This is a genomic window from Pedobacter sp. GQ55 (assembly GCF_059758925.1).
Genome location: NZ_JCAXEI010000010.1, coordinates 57,891 through 72,721 on the forward strand (window position 1 = coordinate 57,891; position 14,831 = coordinate 72,721).

Genomic DNA, 14,831 nt, shown 5'->3' on the forward strand with positions numbered 1-14,831 from the left:
TTTAAAATGTGATGAAACCTTTAAAAAATGTGACGAATTATGATTTGAATTCTTTTTTTTAAGTTTGCCATTATGATCGTATACGGAATACCAAATTGCAATACTGTTAAAAAAGCCATGACCTGGTTAGCTGAAAATGGATTTAAACCCGTGTTTCATGACTTTAAAAAAAAGGGGATTAGTGCTGGAAAATTAAATACATGGTGTGATACATTTGGTTGGGAAAATGTATTGAACAAAAAAGGCACTACCTGGAAAAAACTGAGTACTGAGGAACAACAAGAGGTAAATAGCAAAGAAAGCGCTATTAAGGTTCTAATGAATTATACCAGCGCAATTAAACGGCCAATAATAGAAGTTGATGGAAAACCCATTCTAATTAGCTTTAGTGAAGAAAATTACCAAAACGCTTTAAAATAGTATTTCGAAAGAATTCATCTTAAAGCAGGAACATTTTGCTGTTAATATTTGTTAAATAGTTAACGTGACACTTAAACAGCGTTATATTTGAATATGCTTAAGAAACTTTTGTTTGCATTGATTTTAGTGGGTCCTCTATCACTTTGGGCGCAAGATGTTGTCTCGGGAACTGTTTATGATTTTGAGATAAAGACTTTGCCGCTTCAGGAGGTAAATGTTAAAAATTTCAACAACAATCAAAGTACAAAAACAAAAGCTTCAGGTAATTTTTCGCTTGTAGCCAAGATTGGGGATGTATTAGAGTTCTCTTTAAGTGGTTACCATAAAGACACGCTTTATCTTACAAACCTTTCTCCAAAAACAATATTCCTACCGGGAAGTTCGACCAGTTTAAAGGAAGTAAAGATTTTGAGTGCAAAAATAAACCCCACAATTTTGGCCCCGGACCCCGAGGCTAAAGAATTTAAACGGGTTGAGGCCGATGATTATAAAGGTAAACCTAATGTTTCAAAAGCAGGTGGGCTTAAGTTGAATCTGGGGTATGGTAAGTATAAAGAGAAGCAAGCCAAAATAAAGGATCTGGAAGAGAAAGATGAATACGAAAATGAGATAAAAAGTGTTTTTACCGAGGCTTATGTTTCGGACTTGGTTAAATTAAAGGGCCAGGAATTAAAAGATTTTATGACCATGTATAGGCCACCTGTTGCAACAGTGCAAAGCAACAGACCATTTGACTACAAATATTATACTGTGCAGGCCTACCATAAGTGGTTAAAATTACCCCCTTCTCAAAGAAAACCGCCTCAGGTACCAAGGTTAAAGAAAAACTAATAAAGTCGTTACATTACCTGGGGATAGGTTGTATTTTATACCTTTATTTCGAAATCTTTAAACTTAAACTTTTATATGTTTTACAAGTCAACCATACTAGTGGTATTGTTGTGCGCATTTGCTTTGACTACCGTGGCGCAGCAAACAGATCCAAATGCTGGCAACTACGATGCACATGCTGCATTCAGTCCGCTTTTTTATACTAAAAATGGAAACGAATACAGATCAGCAAGTGGTTATCCGGGACCAAAATACTGGCAGAATCATGCTGATTATTCTATTACTGCAGATCTTGATGAAACAAATAATAAAATAACTGGTACGGTTACCATTACCTATAAAAATAATAGTCCTGATAAATTACCTTATTTATGGCTACAGGTAGACCAAAACCTATTTGCACCAGATTCTAGAGGAAATGCACTTATTGCTGCCGGAAGCAGATATGGAGCCAGGGGCGAGAAGTTAAACGGCGGATATAAAATAGAAGGTTTAACTGTATTACAAAAGGAGAAAGAAGTTAAGTTTACCTCTTTGATAGAGGATACCCGTATGCAGATAAGACTAGCCGAACCAATGGCCGCTGCAGGAGATGTAGTTACAATAAAAATGAATTTCTCCTTCATCATTCCTATTAATGGGTCTGATCGTATGGGACATTTAGCAACTAAGAATGGCGAAATATTCTCGATAGCACAGTGGTTCCCCCGTATGTGTGTGTATGATGATGTCCTAGGTTGGAATACCTTACCTTATTGGGGAGCAGGGGAGTTCTATTGCGAGTATGGCGATTTTGATTTTGCGGTAACCGTTCCTGCAAATCATATTGTTATGGGATCTGGTGAGTTGTTGAACCCACAAGAGGTTTTTACGCCAGTACAATTACAACGATGGAATGAAGCGAAAGCTAGTGATAAAACAATCTCGATTAGATCTGAATCTGAAGTTAAGGATCCAAAATCACGTCCTGCTAAAGATAAACTCACCTGGAAATTTAAAATTAAAAATGCCAGGGATGTTGCCTGGGGATCATCAAAAGCATTTATTTTGGATGCTGCACGCATCAATTTACCTAGTGGCAAGAAATCATTAGCTGTTTCCGCCCATCCGGTTGAAAGTAATGGGAGTGATGGTTATGGTAGAGCGGTTGAGTATGTTAAAACGTCAATAGAGCATTATTCCGATAAATGGTTTGAATACCCATATTCTATGGCCGTAAACATTGCTAGTAATGTTGGTGGGATGGAATATCCAGGGATTGTTTTTTGCGGCTGGAAAGCTAAAAAAGGAAGCGCCTGGGGAGTTATAGACCATGAATTTGGACATACCTGGTTTCCTATGATTGTAGGCAGTAATGAACGTAAATATGGCTGGATGGACGAAGGCTTTAATACTTTTATTAATGGAATATCATCAGCTGCATTTAATAATGGAGAGTATAAAAAAGCCCCTGATGATATGCACAAAGTTGCCGGCAAGCTCCAAAATCCAGAGGTAGAATATATAATGCTGAGCCCGGATGCTATGAAGGAACGCAATATTGGTGAAAATCTATACTATAAACCTGCTCAGGGATTGAATATATTGAGAAACGTAATACTAGGTGCAGATCGCTTTGATTATGCTTTTAGACAATATATAGATCATTGGGCCTTTAAGCATCCAATGCCCGATGATTTTTTCCGTTCTATCGAAAATGGTGCAGGTGAAGACCTTTCGTGGTTCTGGAGAGGGTGGTTTCTTGAAAACTGGAAGATGGATCAGGCCATTGTTAGTGTAACAGAATCTAACAGGGATGAAGCCCGGGGTTATAACATAGTTGTGGCCAATTTGGAAAAAATGCCAATGCCGATTATTTTGGAGATTAAAACCAAAAATGGTAAAACTGATCATGTAAAAATCCCGGTAGATGTTTGGATGCGGAATAATTTATGGACTGTACCTTACCCTACAACTGAGGAGGTGGTGTCGGTTATTTTAGATCCGGAGAATCTGTTGCCTGATGTGAATAACGACAACAATAAATGGAAGAAAAACTAGTAAATAATAATAACGGGTTGTTTTTAGAGTAACCGACATCTTCTTTGATTAATCAAAGAAGATGTCGGTTACTCTAACATAACGTAGCTAATTTTAGTTAATGGCTTTTGAAAAAGCTTTCTTTCAGCTTTTGAGCATCAATTAAAGGTTCAGGTTCATCGAGGCGGATCAACCATCCTTTTTGTTTTAGCAAACTAATGTCTTCTTTAGCAACAGAAAGATCCTTGCCTTTTATGCTTCTATTTATAGTAATAGGAGGTTTAGGTTCAACATTAGCTGTTGTATGAAACAAAACTTCAATATTAAACTTAGGCCAGATCTGTATATCAGCAAGTTGATCTGAGTAGATCTTTTTAGCTGAATGAGGAGCCGAAATGCTTGCAAATTCACCTTTAAAATTTCCACCTTTTTCAGTAGTTAAACTAACAAGTAATTGGAAAGACGTTTCATTCACGATATGAAAGTGTGCAACAGAATTACTATGCTGATCTGTTGCAATGGCAAGAAATACACCATCTTTAATAAACTCTGTCTGAGGTATAACAGGGGTAGGACGGTTGGTAACAACGTCATTGTCTATAATTTCACCATGTACTAATGTTACTTTAGATGCCAAAACCGGTATCTCAAAATCATTGGCATCGGTAACGCCGATAGTATCTTTGTCGATAATTCTGGTAATGTACCCTTCTAAATTCTCGTCAACAAAACGAACAAAGTCTCCTAGTTTGAAATTCATATATTTTTATTTGTGTTCAAATTTAGTTATTCTTATTATTTTTGTGGCATGGCCATAGATGAGCAGAAAAATAATCCATTGCACGGAAAAACACTCGAGTTTATTCTAAAACAACTTGTATGGCACTATGGCTGGGAAGAATTGGGCCTTCTGGTTAAAATTGCCTGTTTTAATAATAATCCCACTATGAATTCAAGCCTTAAGTTTTTACGTAAGACTGACTGGGCGAGGAAAAAAGTGGAGAAATTATACTTGAACACTTTTCATTAACACGATTGCTTTAAGACAGGTTCGGCGCTGCTTCGAGGTTTGTTTGAGAATGCTTCGGAAAAAAGTATCTGTTTTCCAAAGGGATCCCCCACCAATCCTTAATCTGCTTTGATCCCAAACCCGGATACGCTGTATTGAATCTTTATTATTTATTCTATGAATCTTATGGTTTGAATAATTTTGTGTTAACCCCTTGATTTATAAAATGTATTGTCTTACCTTTGCAGTCCCTTATTGAGGGGTAAAGTTTTTAAACATAAAATAAGAAAAACAAAAAAGAACAATGCCAACCATTCAACAATTAGTTAGAAAAGGTAGAGTAGCACTGGAGTTCAAGAGTAAGTCTCCGGCGTTGGACAGCTGTCCACAGCGAAGAGGTGTATGTACACGTGTATATACCACTACCCCTAAAAAACCAAACTCAGCAATGCGTAAAGTTGCACGTGTACGTTTAACCAATGGTAAAGAGGTTAATGCTTACATCCCTGGAGAAGGTCACAATTTACAGGAGCACTCAATCGTATTGATACGTGGTGGACGTGTTAAAGATTTACCAGGTGTACGTTATCACATCATCCGTGGAGCATTAGATACTTCAGGAGTTGCTGGCCGTAACCAACGTCGTTCAAAATATGGTACTAAACGTCCTAAGCCAGGACAAGTAGCAGCGGCACCAACAAAAGGTAAAAAGAAATAATTAGGAGGAAAGAAAAATGAGAAAGTCAAAACCAAAAAAGAGAATTATCCTTCCTGATCCAAAATTTAACGATGTTCAGGTGACGAGATTTGTAAATAATATGATGTACGATGGAAAAAAATCTATCGCATATGATATTTTTTATGATGCTGTTGAATTAGCTGAGAAAAAAGCTGGTGAGAGCGGTTTAGAAGTATGGAAACGTGCTTTAGCAAATGTAATGCCTGCAGTAGAGGTTAAGTCACGCCGTGTTGGTGGTGCTAACTTTCAGGTACCTACAGAAGTAAGACCAGACCGTAAGATTGCTTTAGGCATGAAATGGTTAATTTCTTACGCTCGTAAACGTGGTGAAAAAACCATGAAAGAAAAATTAGCAGGTGAAATTGTTTCAGCAGCTAAAGGTGAAGGTGCAGCAGTGAAAAAGAAAGAAGATACGCATAAAATGGCTGAGGCTAACAAAGCGTTCTCACATTTCCGTTTCTAATAATTGAAATTATAAAATGTCAAGAGATTTAAGATTTACAAGAAATATCGGGATCGCAGCTCACATTGATGCAGGTAAAACTACAACAACAGAGCGTATCCTTTATTATGCTGGTGTTAGTCATAAAATTGGCGAAGTACACGAAGGTGCTGCAACAATGGACTGGATGGCACAAGAGCAGGAACGCGGTATTACCATTACTTCAGCTGCTACAACAGTAGGATGGAAATATAGAGGTCAGAATTATCACATTAATATTATTGATACACCAGGACACGTAGATTTTACCGTAGAGGTAAACCGCTCTTTGCGTGTATTAGATGGATTGGTGTTCTTGTTTTCGGCAGTTGATGGTGTTGAGCCACAATCTGAAACCAACTGGCGTTTGGCTAACAACTATAATGTTGCACGTATCGGTTTTGTTAACAAAATGGACCGTTCTGGAGCAGATTTCTTAAAAGTTGTTAAACAAGTGAAAGATATGCTTGGTAGCAATGCTGTTCCTTTACAATTGCCAATTGGTGCTGAAGATAGCTTTACTGGTGTAGTTGATTTAATTAACAACAGAGGTATTGTTTGGAATGAGCATGATAAAGGAATGACCTTTACTGAAGTTCCAATTCCTGAAGATATGTTGGATGAGGTTGCTGAGTGGAGAGAGAAATTATTGGAATCTGTTGCTGAATATGATGAGTCTTTAATGGAGAAATTCTTTGAAGCTCCTGAAACCATTACTGAGCGTGAAGTTTTAGATGCTTTACGTAAAGCTGTATTGGATGCTAAAATTGTACCTATGGTTTGTGGTTCATCTTTCAAAAATAAAGGTGTACAAACTATGCTTGATTATGTGATGGAATTATTGCCTTCACCAATGGATCAAGAAGGTATAATTGGTACTAATCCAGATACTGGAGAAGAAGTGTTACGTAAACCTGACGAAAAAGAACCTTTTGCAGCTTTAGCATTTAAAATTGCAACAGATCCTTTTGTAGGTCGTTTATGCTTTATTAGAGTATATTCAGGTAATTTGGAAGCTGGTTCATATATCTATAATGCACGTTCTGAGAACAAAGAGCGTATTTCACGTATCTTCCAAATGCATGCAAACAAGCAAAACCCAATTCCTAATGTAGGGGCTGGTGATATTGCTGCGGTGGTAGGATTTAAGGATATCAAAACGGGTGATACACTTTGTGATGAGAAACATCCAATTATTCTGGAGTCTATGAACTTCCCTGAACCGGTTATCGGTCTGGCAATTGAGCCTAAAACTCAAGCTGATATCGACAAACTAGGTATGGGTTTATCTAAATTAGCAGAAGAGGATCCTACATTTAGAGTTCAAACTGACTTGGAAACTGGTCAGACTGTAATCTCTGGTATGGGTGAGCTTCACTTAGATATTTTGATCGATCGTTTAAAACGTGAGTTCAAAGTTGAGGTTAATCAAGGAGCACCACAAGTTGCCTACAAAGAAGCAATTAATGGGACAGTTCAGCATCGTGAAACATATAAAAAACAATCAGGTGGTCGTGGTAAATTCGCGGACATTCAGGTAGTTATTTCACCGATTGACGCGGATTGGGAAAAAGGAGGATTACAATTTGTAAATGAAATTTCAGGTGGTTCAATTCCACGTGAGTTTATTCCTTCTGTTGAAAAAGGCTTTGCAGCATCTATGGCTAATGGAGTATTGGCTGGTTACCCACTACCGGACATGAAAGTTCGCTTAATTGATGGTTCGTTCCACGCAGTCGATTCAGATGCTTTATCTTTTGAACTTGCAGCTAAAATGGCATATCGTGAAGCATTACCTAAATGTAACCCGGTATTGATGGAGCCAATCATGAAAATCGAGATCCTTACTCCTGAAGAAAACATGGGAGATGTAATTGGTGACATGAACCGTCGTCGTGGTCAGCTTTTGGGTATGGATACAAGAGCTGGTGCTCAGGTAATTAAAGCAACAGTTCCTCTTTCAGAGATGTTCGGTTATGTAACTCAGTTACGTACCATTACTTCTGGTCGTGCAACCTCTACAATGGAGTTTGATCACTACGAACCAGCACCTAAAAATGTTCAGGACGAAGTAATTGCTAAATCAAAAGGCAGAGTTAAATCTGCAGAATAAAAATAAATTGGCAACCGGTTATTAATAGCTCTAACCGGTGCCTTAATTAAATAAATATCATGAGCCAAAGAATTAGAATTAAATTGAAATCTTACGATTACAACTTGGTAGATAAATCTGCTGAGAAAATCGTAAAAACTGTTAAACCTACGGGCGCAGTGGTTAGCGGACCGATTCCGTTGCCTACAGAAAAGAAAATATTCACAGTTTTGCGTTCACCACACGTGAACAAAAAAGCACGTGAGCAGTTTCAATTATGCGCATACAAACGTTTGTTAGACATTTATAGCTCTAACTCTAAAACGGTTGATGCTTTAATGAAACTTGAATTACCTAGCGGTGTTGAAGTAGAAATTAAAGTATAACTATACTTTAACTGTTAACAAAAAAGCCCTTGAAAATTAATTTTCAAGGGCTTTTTTGTTTGTATTGTAGCAAACTGTTTATTTGCCACGATTCTTAAGCTCATCTAGCTTATTACGCTCATCCTGTAGTTCCCTGGCCAGCTTCTTCTCTTTATCATTAGCCTTAACTTTATAGTTTTGGTATTCTTGTGATATCTCTTCATATAACGTGCTTCTGTATTTGGCTTCATGGATATGCTTTGCTGATCTTAAGATGATGATAGCCAGGGCTGCACCTAAGGCAATTATTAGGCCCCATACAATAAGGTTATAGTTTGATTTGGTAAAACCTATTCCGAGAAAGCTGATCTCATTTAATTTAGCATTGGAATTGGCAAGTGATGATTCTGTGCCAGAAATTTGCTTTTTTAGCTCTGAAATCTCTTTTCCTTGATCCTCGATTTTTTTCCTTGTTACCACTAGTTGCTTGCGATCTGTATTTAAACTATCCCTCACATTTTGCCAGAATACAGATAACCTGGATGGATTTACTAGTTTATATCCATTTAAGGTTTTAGATTTTGACAACAGAAGCTGGAACTGCCCCCTTAAAGAAGGATCAATTTTACTTGTATCTGCTTTTAACTGCGCTTGAGCGGCAAAATTAATTAATAGGATAGTGATGATTGGTAGTAAGATTTTTCTCATTGATGGTGTTTTGTTTTTAAATATTGGTAGTTGTTTTATTCAGTTTGAGGTTTTACAAGTGATTCACCCCTAATTTAACATTCATATTTTAATTTTATTGTGTTTTGTTAGGAGATAGTATATTTGCAGCAATGTCGGTATTACTATTTACAATTATTGTCTTGCTGGGAGCTTTCGTAGCGGGATTAGTTGGGTCTCTTACTGGCTTGGGCGGAGGGGTGATTATCATTCCACTATTGACCCTGGTATTGGGAGTTGATATTCATTATGCAATAGGAGCTTCAATCATTTCGGTTATAGCTACCTCATCAGGTTCTGCTGCTGCTTATGTAAAAGAGGGGATCACCAATATTCGAATTGGGATGTTCTTAGAAATTGCCACTACAATAAGCGCAATTATAGGTGCAGTTGTTACAGTATATATTAACCCCAGTTATATTGCAATAATTTTTGGGGTTATTCTGTTGTTCTCGGCCGCAATGATGATAAGGAAAAAGATTGATCACTCTGATAATGATACTTCGGGCAGATTAGCTGTTTTCTTAAAATTGAACGGCACCTACCCAACAGAAAACGGTATGCAAAATTATGCAGTACACAATGTGATTGGTGGTTTTTTGATGATGTTTGTTGCAGGTATAATTTCCGGATTGCTTGGAATTGGGTCAGGAGCGTTAAAGGTTATTGCAATGGATAATATAATGCGTATCCCTTTTAAGGTATCTACAACAACAAGTAATTTCATGATGGGGGTTACTGCGGCTGCCAGTGCTATCGTATATTTGCATAGAGGACAGATTGACCCGGGAATTGCGATGCCTGTAGCGCTAGGTGTTTTAACAGGGGCAACGGTTGGCTCGAAAATTTTGGTAAGAACTAAAACGGATAAGCTTAAAATTATCTTTGCTGTTGTTGTGGCATTTTTAGCGCTGCAAATGATTTATAATGGATTAACAGGTAGATTATGAGTAAAGAGAAGAATTTCTTTGCAGACCGGGATATTCAGATTATCCTTGGAACATTACTTAGGGTTGGTGTAATTGCTTCTATGACAGTGGTTTTTATAGGGGGTTTGGTATACCTTGCCTTTAATCATTCTGAAATGGTAAACTACAGCCATTTTGATTCTGTTAAAGCCGGCTTCTCTACAGTCTCTGATATTTTTATCGGATTGGGACATTTAAAAGGGAGTGCTATTATTCAATTTGGTGTTCTCTTGCTGATATTTACACCAATCATGCGGGTTGTTTTTTCGATTTTTAGCTTCTTAATTGAGCGTGATTATTTATACGTTTTGATTGGAGCATTCGTTTTATGTGTAATTCTATTTAGTTTAAGTAATAAGTTGGTTGGGTAAATGTTGTTTTAATCGCACGTTACCCCATGTAATTATTTTTTTGCATTTATTTGAAAAAATAATGAGCTAACTATTTGAAAATTAAGATTTCTTTCTTATTTTTGCCCTCCCTTAATAGGGATGTGTATCCACCTTGAACGAAGCCCTACTGCTTCGATGGGTGTTAAATTAAAATAGAAAATGTCAGGTATTATTGGAAAAAAAGTAGGAATGACCAGCATTTTCGACGCCGAAGGAAAGAATATTCCTTGTACGGTGATCGAAGCTGGGCCTTGTGTAGTTACACAGGTAAAGACCGAAGAAAAAGACGGTTACGTTTCAGTTCAGTTGAGTTTCGACGAAGCTAAAGAAAAAAACACCACTCAGCCTCTAAAAGGGCACTTTGCGAAAGCAAACACCACTCCAAAACGTAAATTGGTTGAATTTGAGCCATTTGAGGAATCGTTAAATTTAGGTGATACTGTAACGGTAAACATCTTTAACGAAGGAGATTTTGTGGATGTAGTTGGTACATCAAAAGGTAAAGGTTTCCAAGGTGTTGTTAAACGCCATGGTTTCGGTGGTGTTGGTGGTCAAACTCACGGACAGCATAACAGAATGCGTGCGCCAGGGTCATTAGGTGCTGCTTCTTATCCTTCACGTGTATTTAAAGGCATGCGTATGGCGGGAAGAATGGGTGGAGACAGAGTAAAAGTTCAGAACTTACAAGTTTTGAAAGTTTATGCTGATCAAAATCTAGTTGTAGTTAGTGGTTCCGTACCAGGAGCTAAGGGTTCTTACGTAATCTTAGATAAGTAAGCAGATGGAAGTTAAAGTATTAAACATTTCAGGAAAAGAGACAGGTGCCAAGGTGCAGCTTCCTGAGTCGGTATTTGGCATAACGCCTGTTGACCACGCAATTTATTTAGACGTTAAACAGTATTTGGCTAATCAACGTCAAGGTACTCACAAGTCTAAACAACGTAATGAGATTGCCGGTTCAACCCGTAAATTATATAAACAAAAAGGTACTGGTGGTGCTCGTGCCGGAAGTATTAAATCTCCACTGTTTAATGGTGGTGGTCGTGTATTTGGCCCTCAGCCACGCGATTATAGTTTTAAATTGAATAAGAAACTGAAAGTGTTGGCTCGTAAGTCTGCATTATCATACAAAGCACAAGATCAAAGTGTTGTGGTTTTGGAAGGTTTCACTTTTGATTCAATCAAAACTAAAAACTACTTGAATTTAGTTAGCGCATTAAATTTAGCTGGCGAAAAGACATTGTTGGTTTTACCTTCGCAAAATAACAATATCTATTTATCAAGCAGAAACATTCAGAAAGCTAAAGTAATTACTGCAGATCAATTGAATACTTATGATGTATTAAATTGTGGTAAGCTTTTGTTGACTACTGAATCTCTTAAAACATTGGAGGAGGCATTTGCCAAGTAATATGGAACTTTTAAGAAAACCAATATTAACAGAAAAAGCTTCGGCATTAACAGAAAAATCTAACCGCTTTACTTTTCAGGTAGATCATAAAGCCAATAAATTGCAAATTAAGCAAGTTATTGAAAAGATGTATGGCGTTAACATTTTAGCTATCAATACTATGGTAGTAAATGGTAAAGTTAAATCTAGAAATACTAAAGGTGGATTAGTTAGTGGTCGTACCCCGAAATATAAAAAAGCTATTGTAACCTTGAAAGCAGGTGAAACAATAGATTATTACGCGAATATTTAATAAGAATTGAATTATTTATAACTATGGGCTTAAGAAAATTTAAACCAGTTACTCCGGGAACCCGCTTTAGAGTTGGTGCCAGTTTTACGGAGATTACAGCAACCAAGCCCGAAAAATCATTGGTTGTATCTTCTAAGAAATCGGGAGGACGTAACAATACAGGAAAGATGACTATGCGCTACATGGGTGGTGGTCACAAAAAATCTTATCGTTTGATTGACTTTAAACGTGAGAAATTTGATATTCCTGCAACAGTAGCTACTGTTGAATACGATCCTAACCGTACCGCACGTATTGCATTATTACATTATGCAGACGGCGAGAAGCGTTACATTATTGCACCTGAAGGGTTGCAAGTAGGACAAACAGTAGTTTCGGGAGAAACAGCTACTCCAGAGGTAGGAAATACTCTTAAATTGGCCAATATTCCTTTGGGATCTATTGTGCACAATGTAGAGATTCACCCAGGCCGTGGAGCACAGTTAGCACGTAGTGCAGGTGCTTATGCACAATTAGCAGCTCGTGATGGTAAATATGCTACATTGAAAATGCCTTCAGGCGAGACAAGATTAATCTTGACGGCATGTTTGGCTACAATAGGAGCAGTTTCCAATTCAGATCATGCAAATGAGGTATTAGGTAAAGCAGGTCGCAGCCGCTGGTTGGGACGTCGTCCAAGAACACGTCCAGTAGCGATGAATCCAGTCGATCACCCTATGGGTGGTGGTGAGGGTCGCTCATCAGGAGGTCAGCCTCGCTCAAGGAACGGTATGTATGCTAAAGGCTTCAAAACCCGTACACTTAAAAAATACTCAAATCGTTTCATCATAGAGAAAAGGAAGAAATAATGGCTCGTTCGATAAAAAAAGGACCTTATATTGACCATAACGTAGAGAAGAAAGTAGTATCTATGAATGATTCAGGCAAGAAGTCTGTAATTAAAACTTGGTCACGCAGATCAATGATTTCACCAGATTTTGTGGGTCATACATTTGCAGTACACAACGGTAATAAATTTATACCGGTATACGTAACAGAAAACATGGTTGGTCATAAGCTGGGAGAGTTTGCTCCAACCAGAACATTTAGGGGTCACTCTGAAAAGAAAAAATAATTAAGAGATGGAAGCAGTAGCGAAATTAAACAATTGTCCAACCTCACCACGTAAAATGCGTTTGGTTGTAGATCTTATCAGAGGTGAGCGTGTTGAGAAAGCTTTACATATTTTAAAGTTTACCAATAAGGAAGCAGCAATAAGAGTTGAGAAACTATTATTATCAGCTATCAAAAACTGGGAAACTAAAAATGAAGGTTCTCGCCCTGAAGAAAACCAATTATACGTGAAAACGATAATGGTAGGCGGTGGTCGTCAGTTAAAAAGATTAAGACCAGCACCTCAAGGACGCGGTTACAGAATACGTAAACGTTCAAACCACGTAACTTTGATAGTAGATAGTAAAAACGTTGAAACTCAAACTAATTAACAGAAATGGGACAAAAAGCACATCCAATAGGTAACAGGTTAGGAATCATCAAAGGTTGGGATTCTAACTGGTTCGGTGGCAACAACTATGCTGATAAATTAGTTGAGGACGAAAAAATAAGAAAATACCTTTCAGCACGTATCGCAAAAGGCGGTGTAGCTAAAGTAGTAATAGAGCGTACGTTAAAACGTATCACTGTTACTATCCATACAGCTCGTCCGGGGATTGTGATAGGTAAAGCAGGACAGGAAGTTGACAAGATCAAAGAAGAGTTGAAAAAATTGACTAAAAAGGAAATTCAGATCAACATCTTTGAAATTAAACGTCCTGAGCTTGATGCACAATTAGTAGCAGAAGGTGTTGCAAAACAATTAGAGGCAAGGATTTCATTCCGTAGAGCAATGAAATCTACTATCGCATCAACAATGCGTATGGGCGCTGAAGGTATCAAAATTATGACCTCTGGTCGTTTAGGTGGTGCTGAGATGGCTCGTAGCGAACAGTATAAAGAAGGAAGAATTCCTTTGCATACTTTCCGTGCGGACATTGACTATGCATTAGCGGAAGCTTTGACTACTTATGGTAAAATAGGTGTTAAAGTATGGATCTGTAAAGGTGAAGTTTACGGTAAACGTGATCTTTCTCCAAACATCGGTGCTACGAGCAATGCTCCAGGCAAAGGTGGAAGACCAGAAGGTGCTTTTGCAGGTGGTGGTAGAGACAGAGATAACCGTGGCGGTGGCGACAGAAGAAACGACAAAGGTCGTGGCGGAAGAGGTCCTGGTCAAGGCGGTCCTGGTGCAGGAAGAGATAATAGAGGCGGAAATACTCAGAATAGAGGTCCTCGTAAATAATTAGTTAACAGATCGTTTAACGATAATATTAGAATAAAATGTTACAGCCAAAAAGAACGAAGTTCAGAAAGATGCAAAAGGGCAGAATGAAAGGTTTAGCAACTCGTGGTGCTGAATTGTCATTCGGATCTTTCGGGATTAAATCTTTAGAGTCGACATGGATTACCAGTCGTCAGATAGAGGCAGCCCGTATTGCCGTGACTCGTTTCATGAAACGTGAAGGTCAGGTTTGGATTAGAATATTCCCGGACAAACCGGTAACTAAGAAACCAGCCGAAGTACGTATGGGTAAAGGTAAGGGTGCTCCAGAATACTGGGTAGCCGTAGTTAGACCAGGACGTATTATTTTTGAAGCCGAAGGAGTTCCTTTAGAAATTGCTAAAGAAGCTATGAGATTGGCAGCTCAAAAATTACCGATCCAAACAAAATTTGTAGTACGTAGAGATTACGTAGAGGCATAAGAAAAGTTATGGGTTGAATGTTGTAAGTAACTTGTTATTACAACCGCTAGGCCCACAACATAAAAATTAATAAAATGAAGAACTCAGAAATCACAGGGCTTTCACAAGAAGAACTAGTAGTCAGGATTGCAGAAGAAAAGGAAAACTTAGTAAAGTTAAAATTTGCGCATACAATTTCGGCTATAGAGAATCCTACCCGCATTAAAAAGGTAAGAAGAGATATCGCCCGATTAAATACTGAAGTGACTAAGCGTAAAGCTCAGTCAGCTACTGAAACTAAATAACTT

At 37.9% G+C, this 14,831-nt stretch carries 21 protein-coding genes; 19 read left to right on the plus strand and 2 right to left on the minus strand.

Annotated features, from left to right (window positions below):
* Window positions 1-72 precede the first annotated feature (72 nt).
* The 3 genes from AC6CH7_RS21300 (at window position 73) to AC6CH7_RS21310 (ending at window position 3,291) form a co-directional block, all read left to right on the plus strand.
* Window positions 73-420: a Spx/MgsR family RNA polymerase-binding regulatory protein gene (locus AC6CH7_RS21300; RefSeq protein ID WP_498264648.1), complete on the plus strand. Its 348-nt coding sequence runs from the start codon at window positions 73-75 to the stop codon at window positions 418-420.
* Between the two features lie 93 nt (window positions 421-513).
* Window positions 514-1,251, plus strand: coding sequence for a hypothetical protein (locus AC6CH7_RS21305; RefSeq protein WP_498264649.1), 738 nt, complete (start codon window positions 514-516; stop codon window positions 1,249-1,251).
* Between the two features lie 75 nt (window positions 1,252-1,326).
* Window positions 1,327-3,291, plus strand: a complete 1,965-nt coding sequence (locus tag AC6CH7_RS21310) for a M1 family metallopeptidase (RefSeq protein WP_498264650.1) — start codon at window positions 1,327-1,329, stop codon at window positions 3,289-3,291.
* 97 nt (window positions 3,292-3,388) lie between these two features.
* Here AC6CH7_RS21310 and AC6CH7_RS21315 read toward each other — a convergent pair whose 3' ends face one another.
* Window positions 3,389-4,030, minus strand: coding sequence for a DUF8465 domain-containing protein (locus AC6CH7_RS21315; RefSeq protein WP_498264651.1), 642 nt, complete (start codon window positions 4,028-4,030; stop codon window positions 3,389-3,391).
* A 48-nt stretch (window positions 4,031-4,078) separates the two neighbouring features.
* Between AC6CH7_RS21315 and AC6CH7_RS21320 the strand changes: the two genes are divergently transcribed.
* From AC6CH7_RS21320 to rpsJ, 5 genes are all read left to right on the plus strand, one after another.
* Window positions 4,079-4,300 carry a VF530 family protein gene (locus tag AC6CH7_RS21320; RefSeq protein ID WP_048907705.1) on the plus strand — a complete coding sequence of 74 codons (222 nt, stop codon included), beginning with the start codon at window positions 4,079-4,081 and terminating at the stop codon, window positions 4,298-4,300.
* A 283-nt stretch (window positions 4,301-4,583) separates the two neighbouring features.
* Window positions 4,584-4,997: a 30S ribosomal protein S12 gene (gene rpsL, locus AC6CH7_RS21325; RefSeq protein WP_008244597.1), complete on the plus strand. Its 414-nt coding sequence runs from the start codon at window positions 4,584-4,586 to the stop codon at window positions 4,995-4,997.
* 16 nt (window positions 4,998-5,013) lie between these two features.
* On the plus strand, window positions 5,014-5,481 hold the full coding sequence (gene rpsG, locus AC6CH7_RS21330; RefSeq protein ID WP_068892457.1) for a 30S ribosomal protein S7: 468 nt from the start codon (window positions 5,014-5,016) through the stop codon (window positions 5,479-5,481).
* Between the two features lie 16 nt (window positions 5,482-5,497).
* Window positions 5,498-7,612, plus strand: coding sequence for an elongation factor G (fusA, locus tag AC6CH7_RS21335; protein ID WP_498264652.1), 2,115 nt, complete (start codon window positions 5,498-5,500; stop codon window positions 7,610-7,612).
* Between the two features lie 59 nt (window positions 7,613-7,671).
* On the plus strand, window positions 7,672-7,977 hold the full coding sequence (rpsJ, locus tag AC6CH7_RS21340; RefSeq protein WP_008244591.1) for a 30S ribosomal protein S10: 306 nt from the start codon (window positions 7,672-7,674) through the stop codon (window positions 7,975-7,977).
* A 78-nt stretch (window positions 7,978-8,055) separates the two neighbouring features.
* On the opposite strand, the gene AC6CH7_RS21345 is transcribed toward rpsJ, so the two are convergent.
* A complete protein-coding gene (locus AC6CH7_RS21345) occupies window positions 8,056-8,664 on the minus strand; it encodes a hypothetical protein (RefSeq protein WP_498264653.1) in 609 nt (202 codons plus the stop codon).
* A 131-nt stretch (window positions 8,665-8,795) separates the two neighbouring features.
* Between AC6CH7_RS21345 and AC6CH7_RS21350 the strand changes: the two genes are divergently transcribed.
* From AC6CH7_RS21350 to rpmC, 11 genes are all read left to right on the plus strand, one after another.
* Complete coding sequence (locus AC6CH7_RS21350) at window positions 8,796-9,632, plus strand: sulfite exporter TauE/SafE family protein (RefSeq protein ID WP_498264654.1); 837 nt, start codon at window positions 8,796-8,798, stop codon at window positions 9,630-9,632.
* Window positions 9,629-10,021 carry a DUF1634 domain-containing protein gene (locus AC6CH7_RS21355; protein ID WP_172661517.1) on the plus strand — a complete coding sequence of 131 codons (393 nt, stop codon included), beginning with the start codon at window positions 9,629-9,631 and terminating at the stop codon, window positions 10,019-10,021. Before AC6CH7_RS21350 ends, AC6CH7_RS21355 begins: the two co-directional genes overlap by 4 nt.
* A gap of 180 nt (window positions 10,022-10,201) precedes the next feature.
* Window positions 10,202-10,819, plus strand: coding sequence for a 50S ribosomal protein L3 (gene rplC, locus AC6CH7_RS21360; RefSeq protein WP_048907446.1), 618 nt, complete (start codon window positions 10,202-10,204; stop codon window positions 10,817-10,819).
* A 4-nt stretch (window positions 10,820-10,823) separates the two neighbouring features.
* The gene (rplD, locus tag AC6CH7_RS21365) at window positions 10,824-11,453 is read left to right on the plus strand and encodes a 50S ribosomal protein L4 (protein WP_048907445.1); all 630 of its coding nucleotides are present in this window, start codon (window positions 10,824-10,826) and stop codon (window positions 11,451-11,453) included.
* Between the two features lies 1 nt (window position 11,454).
* Entirely contained in the window at window positions 11,455-11,745 is a 291-nt protein-coding gene (gene rplW / locus AC6CH7_RS21370) for a 50S ribosomal protein L23 (protein WP_048907444.1), read from the plus strand.
* 23 nt (window positions 11,746-11,768) lie between these two features.
* Window positions 11,769-12,593 carry a 50S ribosomal protein L2 gene (gene rplB / locus AC6CH7_RS21375; protein ID WP_048907443.1) on the plus strand — a complete coding sequence of 275 codons (825 nt, stop codon included), beginning with the start codon at window positions 11,769-11,771 and terminating at the stop codon, window positions 12,591-12,593.
* A complete protein-coding gene (rpsS, locus tag AC6CH7_RS21380; RefSeq protein WP_008244581.1) occupies window positions 12,593-12,859 on the plus strand; it encodes a 30S ribosomal protein S19 in 267 nt (88 codons plus the stop codon). The genes rplB and rpsS overlap by 1 nt, the downstream gene beginning before the upstream one ends.
* Window positions 12,860-12,866: 7 nt before the next feature.
* Window positions 12,867-13,229 (plus strand): 50S ribosomal protein L22, encoded by a 363-nt coding sequence (gene rplV, locus AC6CH7_RS21385; protein WP_037442604.1) that lies wholly within the window; start codon window positions 12,867-12,869, stop codon window positions 13,227-13,229.
* 5 nt (window positions 13,230-13,234) lie between these two features.
* A complete protein-coding gene (gene rpsC / locus AC6CH7_RS21390; RefSeq protein WP_048907442.1) occupies window positions 13,235-14,083 on the plus strand; it encodes a 30S ribosomal protein S3 in 849 nt (282 codons plus the stop codon).
* Between the two features lie 38 nt (window positions 14,084-14,121).
* Window positions 14,122-14,544 (plus strand): 50S ribosomal protein L16, encoded by a 423-nt coding sequence (gene rplP / locus AC6CH7_RS21395; protein ID WP_008244578.1) that lies wholly within the window; start codon window positions 14,122-14,124, stop codon window positions 14,542-14,544.
* A gap of 74 nt (window positions 14,545-14,618) precedes the next feature.
* Complete coding sequence (gene rpmC, locus AC6CH7_RS21400; RefSeq protein ID WP_048907440.1) at window positions 14,619-14,828, plus strand: 50S ribosomal protein L29; 210 nt, start codon at window positions 14,619-14,621, stop codon at window positions 14,826-14,828.
* Window positions 14,829-14,831: the final 3 nt, after the last annotated feature.

What these genes read in the sequence shown, in the direction of transcription:
- AC6CH7_RS21345 (WP_498264653.1), bottom strand. Translation starts at nt 8,664, where the DNA reads ATGAGAAAAATCTTACTACCAATCATCACTATCCTATTAATTAATTTT.
- AC6CH7_RS21355 (WP_172661517.1), top strand. Translation starts at nt 9,629, where the DNA reads ATGAGTAAAGAGAAGAATTTCTTTGCAGACCGGGATATTCAGATTATC.
- rpsC (WP_048907442.1), top strand. Translation starts at nt 13,235, where the DNA reads ATGGGACAAAAAGCACATCCAATAGGTAACAGGTTAGGAATCATCAAA.
- rplW (WP_048907444.1), top strand. Translation starts at nt 11,455, where the DNA reads ATGGAACTTTTAAGAAAACCAATATTAACAGAAAAAGCTTCGGCATTA.
- rpsL (WP_008244597.1), top strand. Translation starts at nt 4,584, where the DNA reads ATGCCAACCATTCAACAATTAGTTAGAAAAGGTAGAGTAGCACTGGAG.
- rpsJ (WP_008244591.1), top strand. Translation starts at nt 7,672, where the DNA reads ATGAGCCAAAGAATTAGAATTAAATTGAAATCTTACGATTACAACTTG.
- AC6CH7_RS21310 (WP_498264650.1), top strand. Translation starts at nt 1,327, where the DNA reads ATGTTTTACAAGTCAACCATACTAGTGGTATTGTTGTGCGCATTTGCT.
- AC6CH7_RS21305 (WP_498264649.1), top strand. Translation starts at nt 514, where the DNA reads ATGCTTAAGAAACTTTTGTTTGCATTGATTTTAGTGGGTCCTCTATCA.
- fusA (WP_498264652.1), top strand. Translation starts at nt 5,498, where the DNA reads ATGTCAAGAGATTTAAGATTTACAAGAAATATCGGGATCGCAGCTCAC.
- rpsS (WP_008244581.1), top strand. Translation starts at nt 12,593, where the DNA reads ATGGCTCGTTCGATAAAAAAAGGACCTTATATTGACCATAACGTAGAG.
- AC6CH7_RS21315 (WP_498264651.1), bottom strand. Translation starts at nt 4,030, where the DNA reads ATGAATTTCAAACTAGGAGACTTTGTTCGTTTTGTTGACGAGAATTTA.
- rplD (WP_048907445.1), top strand. Translation starts at nt 10,824, where the DNA reads ATGGAAGTTAAAGTATTAAACATTTCAGGAAAAGAGACAGGTGCCAAG.
- rpsG (WP_068892457.1), top strand. Translation starts at nt 5,014, where the DNA reads ATGAGAAAGTCAAAACCAAAAAAGAGAATTATCCTTCCTGATCCAAAA.
- rplV (WP_037442604.1), top strand. Translation starts at nt 12,867, where the DNA reads ATGGAAGCAGTAGCGAAATTAAACAATTGTCCAACCTCACCACGTAAA.
- rplP (WP_008244578.1), top strand. Translation starts at nt 14,122, where the DNA reads ATGTTACAGCCAAAAAGAACGAAGTTCAGAAAGATGCAAAAGGGCAGA.
- AC6CH7_RS21300 (WP_498264648.1), top strand. Translation starts at nt 73, where the DNA reads ATGATCGTATACGGAATACCAAATTGCAATACTGTTAAAAAAGCCATG.
- AC6CH7_RS21320 (WP_048907705.1), top strand. Translation starts at nt 4,079, where the DNA reads ATGGCCATAGATGAGCAGAAAAATAATCCATTGCACGGAAAAACACTC.
- rplC (WP_048907446.1), top strand. Translation starts at nt 10,202, where the DNA reads ATGTCAGGTATTATTGGAAAAAAAGTAGGAATGACCAGCATTTTCGAC.
- AC6CH7_RS21350 (WP_498264654.1), top strand. Translation starts at nt 8,796, where the DNA reads ATGTCGGTATTACTATTTACAATTATTGTCTTGCTGGGAGCTTTCGTA.
- rplB (WP_048907443.1), top strand. Translation starts at nt 11,769, where the DNA reads ATGGGCTTAAGAAAATTTAAACCAGTTACTCCGGGAACCCGCTTTAGA.
- rpmC (WP_048907440.1), top strand. Translation starts at nt 14,619, where the DNA reads ATGAAGAACTCAGAAATCACAGGGCTTTCACAAGAAGAACTAGTAGTC.